General features: G+C 45.0%; 11 protein-coding genes. 2 read left to right on the top strand and 9 right to left on the bottom strand.

Translation table 11 applies throughout. The annotated features are described in order from the left end of the window. Window positions 1–127: 127 nt before the first annotated feature. The 6 genes from HWQ47_RS22960 to HWQ47_RS22935 form a co-directional block, all read right to left on the bottom strand. A complete protein-coding gene (locus tag HWQ47_RS22960; RefSeq protein ID WP_269968313.1) occupies window positions 128–1,603 on the bottom strand; it encodes a sulfatase in 1,476 nt (491 codons plus the stop codon). Continuing rightward, entirely contained in the window at window positions 1,593–3,212 is a 1,620-nt protein-coding gene (locus HWQ47_RS22955; protein WP_269968312.1) for a sulfatase family protein, read from the bottom strand. Before HWQ47_RS22955 ends, HWQ47_RS22960 begins: the two co-directional genes overlap by 11 nt. Continuing rightward, window positions 3,209–5,050, bottom strand: a complete 1,842-nt coding sequence (locus tag HWQ47_RS22950; protein WP_269968311.1) for an alpha-1,3-galactosidase-related protein — start codon at window positions 5,048–5,050, stop codon at window positions 3,209–3,211. Before HWQ47_RS22950 ends, HWQ47_RS22955 begins: the two co-directional genes overlap by 4 nt. A gap of 12 nt (window positions 5,051–5,062) precedes the next feature. Further along, the gene (locus HWQ47_RS22945; RefSeq protein WP_269968310.1) at window positions 5,063–6,541 is read right to left on the bottom strand and encodes a sulfatase family protein; all 1,479 of its coding nucleotides are present in this window, start codon (window positions 6,539–6,541) and stop codon (window positions 5,063–5,065) included. A 368-nt stretch (window positions 6,542–6,909) separates the two neighbouring features. Next, on the bottom strand, window positions 6,910–8,370 hold the full coding sequence (locus tag HWQ47_RS22940; RefSeq protein ID WP_269968309.1) for a sulfatase family protein: 1,461 nt from the start codon (window positions 8,368–8,370) through the stop codon (window positions 6,910–6,912). Window positions 8,371–8,460: 90 nt separating this feature from the next. Further along, window positions 8,461–11,154 carry a TonB-dependent receptor gene (locus HWQ47_RS22935; protein ID WP_269968308.1) on the bottom strand — a complete coding sequence of 898 codons (2,694 nt, stop codon included), beginning with the start codon at window positions 11,152–11,154 and terminating at the stop codon, window positions 8,461–8,463. 305 nt (window positions 11,155–11,459) lie between these two features. Between HWQ47_RS22935 and HWQ47_RS22930 the strand changes: the two genes are divergently transcribed. Both HWQ47_RS22930 and HWQ47_RS22925 read left to right on the top strand, forming a co-directional pair. Continuing rightward, the gene (locus HWQ47_RS22930) at window positions 11,460–12,950 is read left to right on the top strand and encodes a sulfatase (RefSeq protein ID WP_269968307.1); all 1,491 of its coding nucleotides are present in this window, start codon (window positions 11,460–11,462) and stop codon (window positions 12,948–12,950) included. A gap of 111 nt (window positions 12,951–13,061) precedes the next feature. Beyond that, window positions 13,062–14,648, top strand: a complete 1,587-nt coding sequence (locus HWQ47_RS22925; protein ID WP_269968306.1) for a sulfatase family protein — start codon at window positions 13,062–13,064, stop codon at window positions 14,646–14,648. 312 nt (window positions 14,649–14,960) lie between these two features. Here the strand turns inward: HWQ47_RS22925 and HWQ47_RS22920 are convergent, their stop codons facing one another. Genes HWQ47_RS22920 through HWQ47_RS22910 form a run of 3 tightly spaced genes read right to left on the bottom strand, consistent with a single transcriptional unit; the run spans window position 14,961 to window position 18,698 of the window. Further along, the gene (locus HWQ47_RS22920; RefSeq protein ID WP_269968305.1) at window positions 14,961–16,472 is read right to left on the bottom strand and encodes an arylsulfatase; all 1,512 of its coding nucleotides are present in this window, start codon (window positions 16,470–16,472) and stop codon (window positions 14,961–14,963) included. A gap of 7 nt (window positions 16,473–16,479) precedes the next feature. After that, window positions 16,480–17,655, bottom strand: coding sequence for a galactokinase (gene galK, locus HWQ47_RS22915; protein WP_269968304.1), 1,176 nt, complete (start codon window positions 17,653–17,655; stop codon window positions 16,480–16,482). Continuing rightward, a complete protein-coding gene (locus tag HWQ47_RS22910) occupies window positions 17,652–18,698 on the bottom strand; it encodes a UDP-glucose--hexose-1-phosphate uridylyltransferase (RefSeq protein ID WP_269968303.1) in 1,047 nt (348 codons plus the stop codon). Before HWQ47_RS22910 ends, galK begins: the two co-directional genes overlap by 4 nt. Window positions 18,699–18,705: the final 7 nt, after the last annotated feature.

The raw sequence follows: 18,705 nt of genomic DNA, 5'->3' as shown, positions 1-18,705 counted from the left end.
GAGCTATGGAGGTTAACAATAGAAAAAGAGCGAAGTCACAAAAAAACAATGTGACTTCGACAAGGAAGACCTCAGACCTTAAACATGTGTAGTGAGCGTTAGATAAGCATTGCAGCAGTACTAAAGACTAAAGTAGATCTGGGCGTTTCAGTGTGGGATTAACACCTACTGTCAATTGCCATTCCAGTAACGTTTTCTTCAGTTGAGCCACTTTTTGAGGTAGCTGTTCAGATAGATCTGTCGATTCACTCGGATCGACTAACAGATCATAGAGTTCTGTCTTACCCGAAATAAAGGCCACCAGTTTCCAACGTTGACCAATAACAGCGGCATAGGCGTCTTCATAGTTACGATAAAGGATCACATGTTCCCGCTCAGACAACTCCCCTTTGAGCATCGGCACTATGCTTTGCCCATCGAGATCCTTTAGTTTAGTTGGATCGCCACCGGCAATATCTACAAAAGTCGGTAGAATATCAGTCGACATCACCAGCTGTTCTGAGCTTTGTGCCTTAGGTGTTACCCCTGGCCACCGCACCAACAAAGGCACTCTAGCTCCCCCTTCATAGAGGGCTTTACCCGCCATTTTACCGCCTCTTAATGGCTCATTCGTGAAATAACCGCCCTGATCTGAATAGAATATCACCACGGTATTGTCTGCCATTCCAGACTCATCTAAAGCTTGTAAGATGCGTCCGACTGAGGTGTCTAATGCTTCAATCATTGCACCAAAATTGGCGTATTTCTTATCTAGTCCTCTATCTAGGTATTTTTGGGTTGCCGCCTTAGGTCCCTGATGTGGTGTATGAACCGTGTAATAAAAATTGGTCAGCATAAACGGCTTCTCTTTATCATAATCTTTGATAAAGCTCACCACGTCGTCAGTCAAACGTTCGGTAAGATATTTTCCCTTGGGAGCATCGGGATATGGGTTGCGGTACTCCTCCCAAAACGGCGCACGGTAACTCTTAGGATGACCGGCAGTGGAAACACCAAACTGCTCATCAAAGCCCTGCTTTATTGGATAATAATCTTCTGAGCCTAAATGCCACTTTCCAGAAAATGCTGTGTAATATCCCAGAGGCTTAATCGCCTCGGCTATTGAGGTGACCTCCAAGGGTAAATAGTTTCGTGACGGTTCCTGAGCTGGGTCGGTTGGCAAAAGATGAAACTCTTGCGTAGGTCGGTGGAACTCATCAAATCCTAGATCTTTTTTCCCATCAGGAATATGGCGGGGCATTTTCAGCCTCGCTGGGTGTTGACCTGTGATCACTGAAGCTCGACTGGGACTACAAGTAGGTGATGCAGCATAGGCCCTAGTGAATTCTAGACTTTGCAACTTTAAGCTATCGATATTCGGCGTATCCCAGCGACCCGTGCGGTAACCAAGATCTGTCCAGCCGAGATCATCGGCAAACAACATCAGAATATTGGGTTGACTCATATCAGCTTTGGCTATTTCCTTAGTCTCAATGCTTTTATCCTCAGCCTTAGAGCTCTGAGCTTCCGCTGCGGGAGTACAAGCGGTCAGTCCTGAAACGATCATAGACAGTGCCAATAGACCTGGTACATAGGGTTGGAATTTACAGGTTTTAATTGTCATTTTTGTTTCCTGATTTTGATTGAGGATCAATATTTACAATCTGAAATTTTTTGGAATGGTGGGTCAGCATCGCCTTAGTGGACTTTTTATGGTCACGACGTAACTCGGCAGAATTAAATAGGTGTGCAGGTGGCGTTAACCCATCGACAGAAATTGGTGCTGGCTTATCTGCTTGCCAGTCACTGATTGCATTTTTCATCTGTTCGATTCGTTGCTGATGAGCCGGCTCTGTCGCAAGGTTGTTATACTCGAGTGGATCATTGGCGAGATCATATAATTCCAACTGACCACGCTTGCCACTTTTAACGGGCATAATCAACTTGAAATTATCCTGCCTCAACATGTGATCGGAACGCTGGGAAAATGCACTATTTTTCCAATTAACAGCTTTACCCGCTGTTAGCGGCAATAAAGATTGTCCCTGCATACCGGCAGGTCTATTGATGTTGAGCATCTCGAGTAATGTCGGCATCACATCGATGCTTTCAACGATTTGTTCAACCACCTTGCCACGATTCATAACCTTGGCGTATTGGGTGTTTTTACCCGCTCGGATAATGAGAGGAATACGGCTTGAACCTTCGTGCATCACGCCCTTGAACCATTTTCCGTGTTCGCCAAGCATGTTGCCATGATCTGCACTGAACACGACGATGGTGTTATCTGCCAATCCAGAATGGTCTAAATAGTCGAGTATGCGGCCAACGTTGTCATCGACATTGGTAATATGGCCTAGATACTGGGCTGTTAAGTCCCGCATCATCTGCTCATCATCAATAAGATGTCGAGATTTCCCCTTAATGTTGTCTACCAATGCCTGCTTACGTTCTGCTTTGGCATGTTCTGGAATAACAGGAACAGACACCGCCTTTGGGTCGTACATTGATGCATAAGGCTCTGTAGCACGATATGGACTATGGGGCTCGTTGTAACTGAGGAACAAGAAGAATGGCTTTGCGGCTTTCTTTTTTTGCTGCTGGGTTAGATATGTAAGTGCTTTATCTGTTAGCCAGTAAGTTTCGAAATCCTCTTTCGCGAACTGGTACTTGCCTAAATCGTGTCCCAATGGATCTTGAGGATAGAGCACACTGCCTTTCACTGGCTTAAATGCATCATTACCATGCTTAGCAATCATGTATTGGTTATAGGTCTCTTCGTGATTCGGACCTTCGCTACTGCGAGCCCAAAAATGATCAAAGTTCCAATCATGCCACTCAGGATAGAAATGCAGTTTGCCAGATAAGGCCGTATTGTAGCCTTCATGCTTGAGTATGGTCTGCAGATCCACTTCCCCATCATTGGCTAACGCTTGCTTACTGTTATCGATTACCCCGTGAACATGGGGATAGCGAGAGGTAAAAAATGAACGCCTAGAGGGAGAGCAAATTGGCGCGACGGTGTAAGCTGTTTTGTAGTAGGTGCCTTGGGCAGCTAACTTATCCAGATTGGGGGTTTTCACCATAGGGTGACCGGCAACACCCATCACATCCCACTTCATTTCGTCAGTCATGATAAACAGAAGGTTGTCACGGATTTCAGTGTCTGCCGCCTGCAAATCGCCTAAAGGCAATAGACAAGCGAAGATAGATGTTATGAGTAAATGTCTCATGAGATTTCTACCTCAACACCGTTTTTGTCAGTTTTACGCTGAATTTTAATGTCATTGATAGACACCCGCTTTCTGTTTTTAGGGAAGCCAATGAAATCGTTGCCTGTGTGGACAAATTGGGTTGATCTGTCTATTTGTAGTGGAGCAAATCGGCTCTCTTTCGCTGGGTACGCATTAGACTTGATAATGGTATTGTTGACGAAGTTAACTCCATGGGTACGGCTTGCGGTCAATACCCGTCCGTTAAATACTCGGAATTTATTCTGATGAATATTAATGTTTTGGTGGAATGGTGTTGTTTCAGTTTTACTGCGACCTGGCACGATATCAATAGTAGCTGCGTCTTTGGCGTAGTTGCAGTTATCGAATACATTGTTGCGGATCTCAACTGAGGTCACCGGACCGGATTCGTACCACTTAAGGCCACCTGACCCTATCTTGATCCCCATACCTGGAGTGTGGAAATAGTTACCTTCAATGATCACTTTACTGGGCACTGACACCAAGGCGCCACGGGCGCGGTTACGCATAAATCGACTGCCGGAGATCATCACATAATCTGGCTGCCAAGTTAGATTGTCCAACACATCATCAACTTTCAGTGCTTTATCTAGTGGCTGCTTGAAGGTCACCGTCCAGTATTTGGCATCTTTGCGAACGGTAGAAGCAATCTCATTATCATGAAACACTTTTAACGCCTCATCACTGAAGTTCACCTTGCTATCAGCTTCAAAAATATCAATTCCTAATTGTTGGTAATGCACCAATTCAAAGGTTGCTGTGTAGCGGTCATGGATCTTTGCAACACGCCCATACATACCGTGGATATTGGTACCGTCATCAATTTGCCCCTGAAACAGGCAATCTTTAAGGATAATATGGCCACGACAGTTCACGAAGTGAGTGGCGTCCACTGTGGTGGATACGATTCGGCCACTATTTTCTCGTGGACGGACCTGTAATCTCTCTAACTTAACGCCGTTAGCACGCTGAGCGATAATGCCCATAGCGCCGGAGTGATGAATAGTAACGTTCTCTAGCCAGGTATTTTCGGTGTCTTGAATTGCAAACGCTGGCCATTCACGTTTTTCCTGCATAATGAGCAAGGTGTTGCCGACTGAGGGCCAAGTGCGGAACTTGGTTTTCATGCGCAGTACGCCGGGTCTGATTTCTGAGGTGACAGGCTGAATTTCACGTTGGAAATTGTCACGGGCCATGAACGCCTGCTCCTCTTTCTTAGTATCAAATTCTAATAGGTTTTTGATGACAGGATTTTCAAATCCTTCGCCAACAAATATAAATCGATTGTTCTCAATCTTGTAGCGATAGCCCTTTTTAATGCGGATATCCACATAGCTTTGCTCTTCATTTACGGCTTCGATAATGCCTTCACAGTTGAAAGGCACGTCCCAATCAATAGAGAAGTTTTTTAATGTGATGCCTTTGGAACCACGCACGATTGCTGGCACTATGCCGCCATGAAAAACAAAACGGGAACCCTGTCCATCAACGGTGACATTTTTAAAACCTGTCAACGGAAAAGCAACGGGCTTAATGCCATCATCATTATTGGATAGGTAGTAAAAGTCTTGATCGGCTAGGGTGTACCAAAAATCATAACGGCCACGAGGAAATATCAGCCGCGTGCCTGGGTTTTGCTTACAATAAGCCAGTGCTTTGCGCAGTGCTGGGATAGCGTCATTTCGGGAGTTAGGTTGTAGACCAAACTCAGCCACAGAAATTTGATTTTCCTCTGCAAGCGAGGCCGAAACAGAGCCCACAGTCGTTGACACTGCGAGCATGCCTGACATTGATTTAATAAAAGTCCGTCTTTCCATCGTCAGTCTCCTCTAGTGCTTACTGCTAGTAAGTGGATGACGGGCACGATAGCCTCGACATTCGGGGCTTTGACATTTGTCTTTATAAAATTCCAGCACTTCACGAATGCCCGCATCACTCTCTGGGTATAGTGCTTTATCATCAGTATCTGTAACCCAGTTATTGAGTATACCGCGCATGCTAACTAACTGATTTTCGTAGGCAGGCACAGTCGCTAGATTGTGGATCTCATGGGGATCATTTTTCAGATCATAGAGCTCTTCAGCTGGTTTGGAATCTGCCATAAGCTGAGATTCAACGGCATTAAATTGACCGCTGGCATAGGCTTTTTTATACTCTTTAACCAATGGCCACTTATCCCGATACTGAGGCTGCATATAGGGACGTTCGGGATAATAATTGCGGATATATTTAAACTCTTCTGTACGTACTGAGCGGATTTTATCAAAGGTATAGTCACAACGGTCACGAGCAGAAACAATCCATGGTTTAGGTTGGTAATCGGTGGCAAAAAAGTTCTCAGTGGTCATGTATGACGGAATGTCGATCCCTGCAAGCCCTAAGCTGCTGCCACCAATATCCAAACCACGAATTTGCTCTTTACGCTCAGCTCCCAGAGCCCGTAATTTGTCATTGCCTCCCTGCCAGCTAACAACTAAGGGTACTTGCAAGCCACCGTCATATAAAAACTGCTTATGACGCAGTAGTCCCATACCGTGATCAGTGAAGAAAAACACTACAGTGTTTTCTAGCAGGCCATTGTTTTTCAACTCGGCCATAATCTTGCCAACATCCAGATCTGTTAAATGGATATTTTCGTAGTGTCGAGCCCAAGCATCACGAGTCAAAGGTTGGTCATTGTAGTAGGGCGGCAATGTTACCGAAGCGCGGTCAACCTTTACTGGAGGGTTCTTCACCTTGTATTTGCCACCACGGAGCTGTATTTGACCAAAAAAAGGTTTGCCGGACGTTGCCAGAGATTTTCCCCAATCAAAATCAGGGCCATCTTGGGTTCCCTGATGCCCCACTTTTGGCCCAGGATGTAAGGAGTAAAGCTGCTTACGATCGTAGGAAAAGTTGTAGTCATCCTTACCAATATTGAAGGTTTCATAGCCACTTTCCTGAAACAGCTCAGGCAGAGTCTTATGGCCTTGAGGCAATTTAATTTGGTTATAATCGAAGCGGGAGCTGCGGTGATTATGGGTGCCTAGTGTAGTTTGCATATCACCTGTGATGATGGCAGAACGAACTGCAGAGCAGACTGGTGCAGGCATGATGACTTGATCAAACCTCACTCCTTCACCCGCCAGCTTGTCGATATTAGGCGTAGGCACAGTGTCATCGCCGAAAGCGCCCATCCAATCATTCATGTCTTCGACATATATCCATAAGATATTGGGTCGTTTATCTGTTTGTTTTTCTGTGACTGCAGTTGTTGTCTGGCAACCTGCCATCAGTAACAACAATGCCAATATGGCTCCTATACGCATGCTTCTCTCCAGGATCTGTCCTTCAACGATAGTGAGGCAGTTCTCTATTTGTAAGTTATAGTTACAATCATACTATTAATAATACAATTAACTATCAACACAAAAATGGAACATTTAATTAACTTTACGTTATTTGACAGCAATGATCACAGAGGTCGTAATACCAATCGGGATAAGAGAGCGTTTTTTCAGAGGTATTTCTGGCAAGATGGTTCAAGGTAATAGGTGGAGGAGGGCCTTAGAGTTAAGCCATTTAACGCAAAAATCGGTGGCTAAAAAATGTCTGCAAGACGAATTTTAGCACATCCGATAGGGGGAACGAGCGCAAGCTTAGATATGAAGCTTTATTGGTGGCGACGCTTTGCTAGTTACTGAGGCGAGGCTAAGTTTCCAGATAACTGATGCTTATCTCTGTAACGTTGGCATTCTGGGCTTTGGCAATTATTTCCAAAATAACGGATTACTTCGGCAATACTCTTGTCTGTCTCCGGATATTGACCTTTATCATCGGTCTCTTGCTCCCAGTGGCTCAAAATTTGACGAAGTTGTTTTAGCTGTATTTGATGCTCAGGCAAGGCGGCTAAATTATCAATCTCATGGGGGTCATTTTGTAGATCGTACAGCTCCTCAGCTGGCTTTTTTTGTGCCATAAACAAAGACTGAATCGAGTTGAACTTACCTTGACTAAACGCCTGACGATACTCTTTAGTCATCTTCCAACGATCGCGAAATTGAGACTGCATATAGGGCCGTTCAGGGAAATAATTGCGAATATATTTATACCTTTCAGTCCGAACTGAACGGATACGGTCAAAAGTCCAATCACATCTATCCCGTGCTGAAATAACCCATTCTCTAGGGCGGTAATCATCAGCAAACAGATCTCGCGTTGTCATATGTGCTGGCACTGAGATCCCTGCCAAACCCATGCTCGCGCCAGCAATATCTAATCCACTGACAATCTCCTCGCGCACTTGGCCTAAGGCTCTAATTTTGTCGTTTCCTGCTGGCCAATTGACGATTAACGGTACCAGCAGCCCACCGTCATACAAGAACTGCTTATGCCTAAGAAAGCCCATGCCGTGATCAGAGAAGAAGAACACGGCGGTATTCTCTAGTAACCCGTTGTCCTGTAGCTGCTTAAGGATGTCACCCACTTGAAGGTCAGTGATATGAATATTCTCATAATGCTTAGCCCATGCATCTCGGGTTAGGGGTTGGTCGTTATAATAGGGGGGTAAAGTGACTGAACTGCGATCAACGACAAGTGGAGGTTTCTTGATTTTTAATTTACCACCACGCAGTTGAATTTGCCCAAAAAAAGGTTTGCCTGACTGTCCTAACTTTGTTGCCCAATCAAATTCAGCACCATCAAAACCCCCATGATGTCCAGGAGCAGGTCCTGGCATTAAAGAATAGAAGTCCCTTCTATCGTAGATAAAATTGTAATCATCTTTGCCGATGTTAAAGGTCTCGTACCCGTGTTGTCGAAACTGTTCTGGTACACTTGAATGCGCTAAATACACGGGTTCATATCCAGCTCTTCCGCTGCGGTGATGATGTGCGTCTATGCTGGTTTGCATATCCCCAGCAATGATAGCCGAGCGCACTGCGGAGCAAACTGGGGCTGGCATCATCGCTTTATCAAAGCGAACCCCTTCTTTGGCCAATTTATCAATATTCGGCGTAGGTACAGTGTGATCACCGAAAGCCCCCATCCAATTATTCATATCTTCAACGTAAATCCACAATACATTGGGGCGGGGAATGGGTTGAGACTGACACCCAACCAGAAATAGTAATAACCACAGACAGAGGAGAAAACGCATCTTAAAACTTACCTTTTGTTGCAATAAATGACACCGATAAAAAAAAGCCTCAAAAGAGAGGCTTTTTCTTAGGTGATAACAAACAGAATTTTAGAAACTATAGCTGAAACCAAGGTGGTAACGGCGACCATAAATATAGTTTTCATACAAACGTTCTTCAAATCCAGCAAACTGACGCTGCTCAGCTTCGGTCAGATTAATTGCGTTAAAGCTGACAGTCAGTTGCTTAGTGATGTCATAACTGGCTGAAAAATCTAATTGGCCATAATCATCGCCAAATATTACATTTTCCTGACGGCCTGAAGGCTCAATCAAATATTGGCTACGATAGTTATAGGCTAGACGTGTGCTGAAATCATGCTTCTCGTAGAACACCACCGCGTTATAGCTGTCTCTGGATAATCCAGGCATACCGAAACTGTTACTGACGCCTTCACGATTGAAGTCTGCATCACTGTCCTGATAGGTATAGTTAAGATTAAGACCAAAACCATCCAAGAAACCTGGCAAATACTCAAAAATATGCTGGAAGGCAATTTCATAACCTTTAACCTTAGCACCTGCCCCGTTGGTTGGCTCGATAGTCGCGACGTCGATACCATCTTCCTGAGTCGAGTCATGGCGAAGATCGAAGATGAATGAATCTACGTCTTTGTAAAATCCAGCAAGGGACAATATGGATGCTTCATCAAAATACCATTCCAGTGACAAGTCATAGGACGTTGCTCGGTATGGGTCGAGATCTGGGTTACCTTGGCGTATCGTAATTTCGCCATCACCATTTTCATTAATTGACTTATGGGCTGAGAGATCCGATAAGGCGGGGCGTGACATCACTTTGGCAATAGCACCGCGCAGTAGTAGATCGTCCGAGAGGCTAAGAGCAACATTGAAGCTTGGCAGCACATCGCTATAGTCATTCTCTATTGTTCGTTCTATATCTGTGCCATCGAGCTCTTGGCTGATACCAACAGATTCAACATCTGTGTGCACATATCGAACACCAATATTTCCTCTTAAAGGCATATCTCCGAAAACTTCAGTATTGTAGTCAACTCGTACATAGGCAGCCTGGGTTTTTTCGGTGACGTCATAGTTAAACTCAGGAACAGGCTCAAGGGTTAAGGGTACGCCCTCAGCTTGAGCTGTATCACGTAGTTTGAATAGATCTGTCTGGTTAAAACTAAGACTAGATACTTCTGAGTCTGAGCCCTCATACAGTCCAGTGATCGTATCGCCCTTAAATTCATTCAGCCCATGACCCTCAAACTTTTTGATAAAGGCTTCGTCTTTAGTACGGGTCTTGTTTTGATGTTTAAACATGGTGCCGAACTTCACATCGGTAAAGAATTCACCGTCTAGGGCTCCTATGACATCAAACTTAACGGTTGCCTTGGTGTTTTCAATATTAAACAGTTGCACCCTCAGATTAGCTGGCTTGCTGGTGTAGATATCCGAGTTACCTGGGTTAACCAGCTCACTGGTATCGCTAATTGGGTCATTCTTGGCATCTTTGTAATAGTCGATAACAGGGAAACGACCATCTAGACGATAATCCAGATCAAATTTATGATCAGCTTCAGCAAAAGAACGGATATTGTCGTCGGTGTTACGTTCAATATGTGAATAACCGATTTCACCGGCGAGTTCCCAGTTATCGCTCAGCAGATAGTTACCACCCAAAGTGGTTGTGAGTGTTTTAGTGGTTTCTTCATTATGCCAAGCGCTATTGAATACCTGTGCTGCGTCGATTTGGGCCGCAACTAAGGTTCCATTCTCATTAATAACTGCTGAGTCAGAACCTTTTAGAATTACTGGTTTTTTCTTTTTTTTATTTCCAGCGACAGGGAAACGAGTTTCCAGATAGGATTCATCGCGAACTTGTGTCAGTTGGCTATAGAGGGTGTCTAGGTACAGTTCAAAGGTATCTGTTGGCTGCCACTGGAGCGACAGTGTTCCGCCTGTGCGAGTGCGCTCTTTTGTGCCTGTTTGATAACGAAGTCGATTTAGATAAGAATACTCATCGCCTACATCTGCGCCTTCAACGGCTCCATCGTCTTCATTCACTGTATTTTGACGCCAACCCCATCCACGTAAGGCATCCTCTTGTAGAGTACGGACGGAGTGGTTAGCCGACAGTAAGAAACCAAAAGTTTTATCTTCGTTCTGGCGGCTGATCAACCCAGAAAGACGCGGTTCTGTTTTTTGAGTTAATTCAGAGTAGTCAGCAAATGCAGTCAGCTTGGTACGGTCATCCTTAAAGTCTAGAGCTCGGCGGGTCACGACATTCACTGTGGCACCAATACCGCCTTCTTCCATATCTGCAGTGGGACTTTTAATCACCTGTAATGCAGATACATGCTCAGAGGCAATGGAGTCGAAAGAGAACTCGCGGCCTTCACCTGACGCACTGGCCTGACTTTGGCCATTAATAGTAACATTGCTTAAACCTGGAGCAACGCCACGAACACTAATCGTGGTGCCTTCACCTGAATTTCGACCAATGGTAACGCCAGTAACACGCTGCAATGCGTCAGCAATGTTCTCATCAGGCAGCTTACCGATATCCTCGGCAGAGATCATATCTGCGACCTGATTAGCAAAGCGTTTATCGTTGAGTGCCTTTTTCAGGCTGGACTTGATGCCCTTGACCTCAATAATTTCCATTGCTTCTTTTTTAGTTTGTTTTTTATGTGCTTCATCGGCAGCGGTTGCCAGACCGGAAGCGCTGGTCAATACGCTAAGACATGCCAGAGATACTGCACTTTTATGAAACCAAGCCATAATCTCCTCCCCTTATGTTGTTTATTTGTTATAGCAGTAAAACGCTATCTAGGCAGGTAATAACACCCTGTGCTTTTGATATTGTTTCTCGTTTTTATGATTTGTATTATTAATATGCTAAATTGAATAGAAAATCAACAGCGGTTAACTATTTATATACATTTTTTAAATATAAGTCATAAAGTGTATTTATCTGAATTAGACTTTAATTGGCACAATAAAGTGCTAACTTAAGCATATAAATTAGATATTTGATGGGGTGTTAGCTCGCGCGCATTGCAAGTAGTCATTAGGGAGAGGTCAGTTTGAAACTATTTATTTTAGCATTCGTTATAACAGGTTTAGGAACGATGACAGCCTGTGCAAGTAGTGAGGATAGGATAAGCCTGGATCACAACAGTGAGCATGTACAACCGAACGTCATTATTATCTATGCTGATGATCTCGGTATCATGGACACTGGGATTTATGGTGCCCGGCAATATGATACGCCAAATATTAACGCGTTAGCCAGCTCAGGTGTTAGCTTCACCCAGGCTTATGCCAATGCAGCGAATTGCGCCCCAAGCCGTGCCAGTTTGATAACTGGGTTAACACCCGCTGAGCACGGTATTTTAACCGTAGGCAGCTCCGCCAGAGGTGAGAGCAAATATCGTAAACTTATCCCTGTACCTAACATCACCGAACTGGACTCGAGTTTGACTACGGTGGCCGATCAATTTAAACAACAAGGATATAGTACTGCTGTGATAGGTAAGTGGCATCTGGGCAAGGTGCCACCTGCTGAATATGGTTTTGATTACGCCAATGCATCTTCTCACCTTGGTCACCCACCTAGTTATTTCTATCCCTACAGTAAACGCAAACGTGAGTTAATTGGCCTTAAGGGGGAGGGCAGAAACAATGAATTTCTCAGTGATCGCATCACCCGTGAAGCCACTCAATATATCGCTCGGCAGCAAAAGCCTTTTTTTCTTTACTTACCTTTTTATGCTGTACATACGCCGATAGAAGCGCCTGATGCTTGGCAACGGATCCACAAAAAGCGCGAGCAAGACGGAGAGATAAAGAGTGCAGCTTATGCTGCGATGGTGAGTAATTTGGATGATAACGTGGGTAAGATTATTCATCAGCTCGAACAGCTGGGGCTTAGAGACAATACCTTGGTTATCTTTGCTTCTGACAATGGTGGCTATGATCCCGCCACCTCTTCACTGCCTTATCGTGGATATAAAAGCTCGTTATTTGAAGGCGGGATCCGTGTGCCTTTAGTGCTCACTTGGCCCGCGGTTCTGCCTGCTGATAGTCAAAATGCGACACCGGTGCAGATGTCGGATCTCTTCGCCGGTTTTGCTCAACTCTTGTCTAGCGCTTCAACGTTAACCAAACACGACACAGTAAATGCCTCTGTTACCAACGATATCATCAGCTTAGCTGGTCAGAGTAAAGAGATATTGAACCGTAGTCTATTTTGGCATGCTCCGGTGTATATCGACCAATTCGGCCCATACCGTGGCAACCCTGACTATCCCTATTGGAAGCATACCCCAGGAGCTGCCATCCGCATGGGGGATTATAAGCTGATCCAAAGTGATGAAACCGGTAAGCAACTCCTGTTTGATGTCGTCAATGATAGTAGTGAACAAGACAACCTAGCTGATCATCAACCCGAGTTAACAGCCAAAATGCTCGAGGCATTACTGACATGGCAAGATTCGGTGAATGCGCCTAGGGCGACTGAAACTAACCCAGAGTACCAAGCTAAAGATGCCATTAAGCTCAAGTCTATCTACTAATGCAGCAGCTGATTGTGCTGTGAAACCACACTATGGTGTGTAACTAATTTGCAATAACCACTATAAATATAGTATTAATAATATAAATAAAATTAAATTGGACAGAACGCCATGAACCTCGCACGACATTTGTTGTTAACTCTGGCAACTGGATTACTCCTTGGTGGGTGTAACGATGCCCCTAAGGTTACCAAGATCAGTGCACCAGCAACCGATATGGATGCCCAGACTGTAGTGGAATCCAAGCCGCTAAAGCCTAATCTGGTGATCATTTACGCCGACGATTTAGGTTATGGCGATATCAGCAGTTACGGCGCTACCGGAGTTAATACTCCTAATATTGATGCGCTTGCAGCCAAGGGGCTTAAGTTGACTGATTCCCACGCATCAGCAGCTACTTGCACACCCTCACGTTACTCTTTGCTAACAGGTGAGCATGGTTTTCGCTCTAACGCTGCGATTTTACCGGGAGATGCGCCGTTACTGATCAATCCAGATCAAGCGACACTGCCCAAGTTACTGAAAAAGGCCGGCTATGCGTCAGCGGTTATCGGTAAATGGCATCTGGGGTTGGGGTATGGGGAGGTTGATTGGAATCAGGCAGTGAAGCCTGGACCCTTGGAGATCGGTTTTGATTACAGCTTTTTGCTGCCAGCCACAGGTGACAGAGTGCCAACGGTATTTCTGGAAAATCATCATGTTGTTAACCTAGATAGCGCAGATCCGTTATCGGTGAGCTACAAAGAAAACATCGGCAACTTGCCGACAGGCTTGTCGCACCCAGAGATGTTACGGGTAAAAGCGGATCCCCAGCATAGCAATACTATAGTTAACGGTGTCAGCCGTATCGGGAGTATGGACGGTGGTGAGTCTGCATACTGGGTGGATGAAGATTTTCCCGATGTGTTCACCGCCAAGGCGGTCGATTTTATTCGTCAGCATAAGGATCAACCCTTCTTCCTATTCCATTCGATGCATGATATCCATGTGCCTCGTCTACCTCATAAACGGTTTCAGGGTAAAAGCGGTATGGGACCCAGAGGTGACGCCATTATTCAGCTAGATTGGATGACGGGGCAGATAGTGAAGGAGCTAGAAGCATTGGGCATTGCCGATAATACCATCCTTATTTTCACCAGTGATAATGGCCCCGTGTTGGATGACGGTTATCATGATATGGCGGTTGAAATGCTAGGCGAACACAAGCCTTCCGGTCCATTTAGAGGTGGTAAATATAGTGCGTATGAGGCTGGTACCCGAGTGCCCGCAATTGTCTATTGGCCCGGTCATGTGCAGCCGAAAGAGAGTGCAGCATTAACGTCCCAAATTGATATCTACGCTTCAATGGCTGAGTTGCTGGGTTTAGAGCTGGCAGAAGGTGAGGCGATAGACAGTTTGCCACAAGTGGATGCTTGGTTGGGTAATACAGATACTGGTAGAGAGTTCTTGGTGAAAGAATCTGTTGGTACTGTGTCTTTACGTCAGGGAGGTTGGAAGTATATCCGTCCATTTTTAGGTGAAGATCTGCCTGCTTGGTTAAAGAACAAAGATATTGAAGTTGGCCTGCAAAAATCCGAGCAGTTGTATAATCTCACCAATGATGCCGCTGAGCAGAACAACTTGGCGGCTGATAACCTTGATAAGGTCAACCAGATGAAGCTGAAACTTGAGCACATCATCGCCAGTGGCTATCGCTAACATGAGTTGTTTCGATCGATAAGATGTATTGATTACTGTTAGGGACCTTGGGGTCCCTTTTTATTGACCGGTATAAATTATAACCATCAATGAATTATGCCTGCTTTTTCCTTGGATATCTCTCCTTGAAAGTGATTATCAAGCTTTCTTATGGTGGGGTCAGTATGCTAACTCATCGCCTCTGATTATGGCGGAAAACAGGGGCTGATGAATTCTTGTGATGTTAATTAAAGGCAGAATTCAGGGCAAAAAAAGCCGACCATAAGGCCGGCAAAGGTTGGAACACCTAAAGCTAAACGCGTTTACTAATCTCTAAAAATTCCAGGGAGCGTGGGGGGCACTCTGTCTCTGAGCCATAATGGTTTCTGCTCGTGCTGTTAATTGAGGGTGTATATCTGCGAGGTTCACCGTCTCTTGTGGATCATTGACCAGATGATAGAGGAAGGTTTTACCGGGGATCAATCCATTACCATCTTTCACCTTGTTGAAGTGGCGAATCGCTTTCCAATCCCCCATCACAACAGCCTGTGAAGGGTTACGACTGTGGAACTCCCAATAGAGACTTTCGTGTTGCTCATCATTTTGCTCACCCAATAACCCCGGTAAGATAGATATCCCTTGAATATCGTTAGGCGAGGGTTGCTGCAATAATTCGGCAAATGTTGGTAACATATCCCAAAAAGCGGACAACTGATTATTTTCACTGCCAGGTTTAATTTTATTAGGCCAGCGAGCGATTAATGGCGCTCTAATCCCACCTTCATAAAGTGTTCCCTTTTCCCCTCGTAAACCTGCGGTGCTACTAAAGAAGTCGATATCTGAGCCACCGGCAGTCGTGGCACCATTATCACTGGAGAAAAATACTAGAGTGTTATCGTCCAGTCCTAACTCCTTCAATAGCGCCATCATGTCACCGACATCACGATCCATGCGGGAGATCATCGCGGCTCTTGCAGCTCGAGGTTTCGGGTGTGGTGTATAAGCTCGGGCATTATTTATCACATGGGGCGTTTCATTAAATGCATAAGCCTCAAGTTCAGCATCAGGTATTTGAATCGCGGCGTGGGGCACAACAAAGGGGACGTAAAGGAAAAATGGTTCACTCTGATTTTGGCGGATAAATGCCTTGGCTTTAGCGACGATGTTGTAGGGAGCGTAATTTTTACCCATATACTCTTTATGGTCATTAGAGTCTTTACCAGCCTTAGGATGAACATTAATCATTGGGTTATTGAGCCAATCTTGCTGGTGGTTTTGCCATAGAAAACGGGGAAAGTAGTTATGGGCCTGACGTTGATCTAGATAGCCATAAAACTGATCAAATCCCATTGCGGCGGGAGCGCCGCTGCTTTGCAATGAACCTAATCCCCATTTACCAAAAGCACCAGTGCGATAACCCGCTTGTTGGAACAGATGGGCTAAGGTCATCGCACCTTGGGGCAGGGGATATTGTCCCTGATATTCCGCTGTATCGGGCACATTTTTTTGCTGATAATTACCCCGTACCTTGGTGTGTCCCATATCCTTGCCGGTCATAAGACTGGCTCTGGAAGGAGCACAAACAGCACTGCCTGAGTAGTGTCTGGTAAACTGCATCCCTTCACTGGCAAGACGATCAATATTTGGCGTATGAATGTGTTGTTGACCGTAGCTACCTAAATCTCCTAGGCCCAAGTCGTCTGCCAGAAAGTAAATGACATTGGGCTGTCTACCTTGCTCTTTTACCTGACTATGCTGCTCTTTTTGTTTTGTCTGTACACAACCGACAGTAACTAATCCAAGCAGCAAAGTAATACTCAAGTTAATCCGACTTAGTTTCATCATTATGACCTTACTGTTCTACTAGGACTTGGCTATCTTCGAACAAGGCCGTCACTAATCCTTCAGCAGCACTGGCCACATAAATGGTCTCCTCCAAACCAAATTGCTTAAGGTATTGACTGGAAATTGCATCAACAATTTTGGGTACATTGTCATGGTGACATATACATATTACAGCGCCACCAAAGCCTCCACCAGTCATCCTAGTTGCGCAATCTTTACCTAAAGTATTATGGCAAATCTCAACTAAGCCATCGGTCGCTGGAACAGTAACCTCAAAATCTTCTCGCAATGAACGATGAGACTCTCTCATCAATTCACTGAGCTTTTCTAGATCATTTTGCTGTAATGCCTTAGCTGCCTGCAATACTCTCCGATTTTCACTGATAACGTGCCTTGCACGTTTGAATTCGTTACAGCTCATGTTATTTCGAGCTGACTCCAAGTTATCAAGCGTCGCCTGACGTAGGGTGGGAACTCCCATTTTAGCCGCGGCATTCATGCAATCAGTGCGACGTTGGTTATATTCACTTTCCACCAACTTACGGGGAAAATTCGAATTAATCACCACGAGTGCGAGATCTGCCGGGATAGGGTAATTTTGAATTGATAAACTCATGCAGTCTATCAACAGGGCTTGATTATGACTTGCCTTAGCTGAGACCAGTTGATCCATTATTCCGCATTGACAATTCATAAAATCATTTTCTGCCCGCTGACCTAGCAAGGCGATCTGCTCGGAACTCAATTTCAGATCAAATGCCTGATTTAATGCTCCCCCCAGCGACACTTCTAGCGCTGCAGAGGAGGATAAACCTGCGCCTTGGGGAACATTAGAACTAATAAGAATATCTAAACCACCGAATTGATGGTTACTTTGCTGATACACGTATGCGATAGCGCGAATATAGTTGCCCCAATGGCTGATGCCATAGGTAATAGGGGTGTCCAGTTCAAAAGCTTCACACTCTCCTGTGTAATTGGTGGAGTAAGCCATTACCAAATTGTCATCGCGACGTCGATAAGCAACATAAGTCCTAAATTGCAACGCGCAGGGTAATACATAGCCATCGTTGTAATCGGTAAACTCACCAATCAAATTAACCCGGCCGGGCGCGCTACTTAAACCTTCCGCAGATTTGGAAAATAATGTTTCAAATTGATCGAACAGTTTGTCAATATTCACGGCTGAGTCTCCAAAGAATAATGTACAGTACTGATATCTCTCAGTAACTGTGCCGCTTTTTCTGCGGTCAAATCACGTTGACTTTCTGCCAACATCTCATAGCCCACCATGAATTTTTTCACCGTAGCTGAACGTAACAAGGGCGGGTAAAAATGGGCATGTAAGCGCCAGTGGGCGTTACTCTGTAGATCCTTGGGGGCGCAATGCCAGCCCATGGAGTAGGGAAAACGGCAACGGAATAAATTGTCATAGCGTATGGTTAGTTCTGACAATATTTGGGCTAGAGTTTCGCTTTGATTGTCATTTAATTGCCCCATATCAACCAATGAATGCTTGGTGAGCAACAAGGTTTCGAAAGGCCATTTAGCCCAATAAGGCACAACCACTAACCAATTGGCATTTTCGGCGACAATTCGGCTTCTGTCTTTGATCTCCATCTGCACATAATCGTCCAACAACGCGCTCTTTTTCTGGTGGAAGTACGTTTCTTGGCTTGTATTGGCTTTCTCAATTTCAGATGACCTATGTTGATGAGCCCAGATCTGCCCGTGGGGATGAGGTTGGGAGCAGCCCATTACCGCACCTTTGTTTTCAAAAATATGCACACAGTTATACTGTGCAGATAATTCAATATAATTTTGCTTCCAGGTGTCCACTACGTGGCGGATTTCTGTGACATTCATTTGTGCCAAGGTTTTACTGTGATCTGGCGAAAAACAGATCACTCGGCACTCTCCCGTGACCATTTCTGATCGCGTTAACATAGACTGCTGGTTTAATTCGGCAATCTTTGCTGAGACGGGCATGATGGCACCAAAATCGTTGGAAAATACCAAGGTGTTCGGATAATCAATGTTTACTTCACCATTTGCTCGTTCATTGCCGGGACAAAGAGGGCAAGTGTCATCAAAAGAGGGGATATTCTCCGTTGAACTTGCTTCTACTGCTCCCTTCCAAGGGCGGTTGTTTCTGTGTGGAGAAACCAGAACCCACTCATCTATTAATGGGTTATATCGTCTATGGGGTAATTCATCGGCATTCATTATCAGC

This window comes from Shewanella sp. MTB7 (assembly GCF_027571385.1).
GTDB lineage: Bacteria > Pseudomonadota > Gammaproteobacteria > Enterobacterales > Shewanellaceae > Shewanella.
This window is presented reverse-complemented; position numbering and strand designations above follow the sequence as displayed.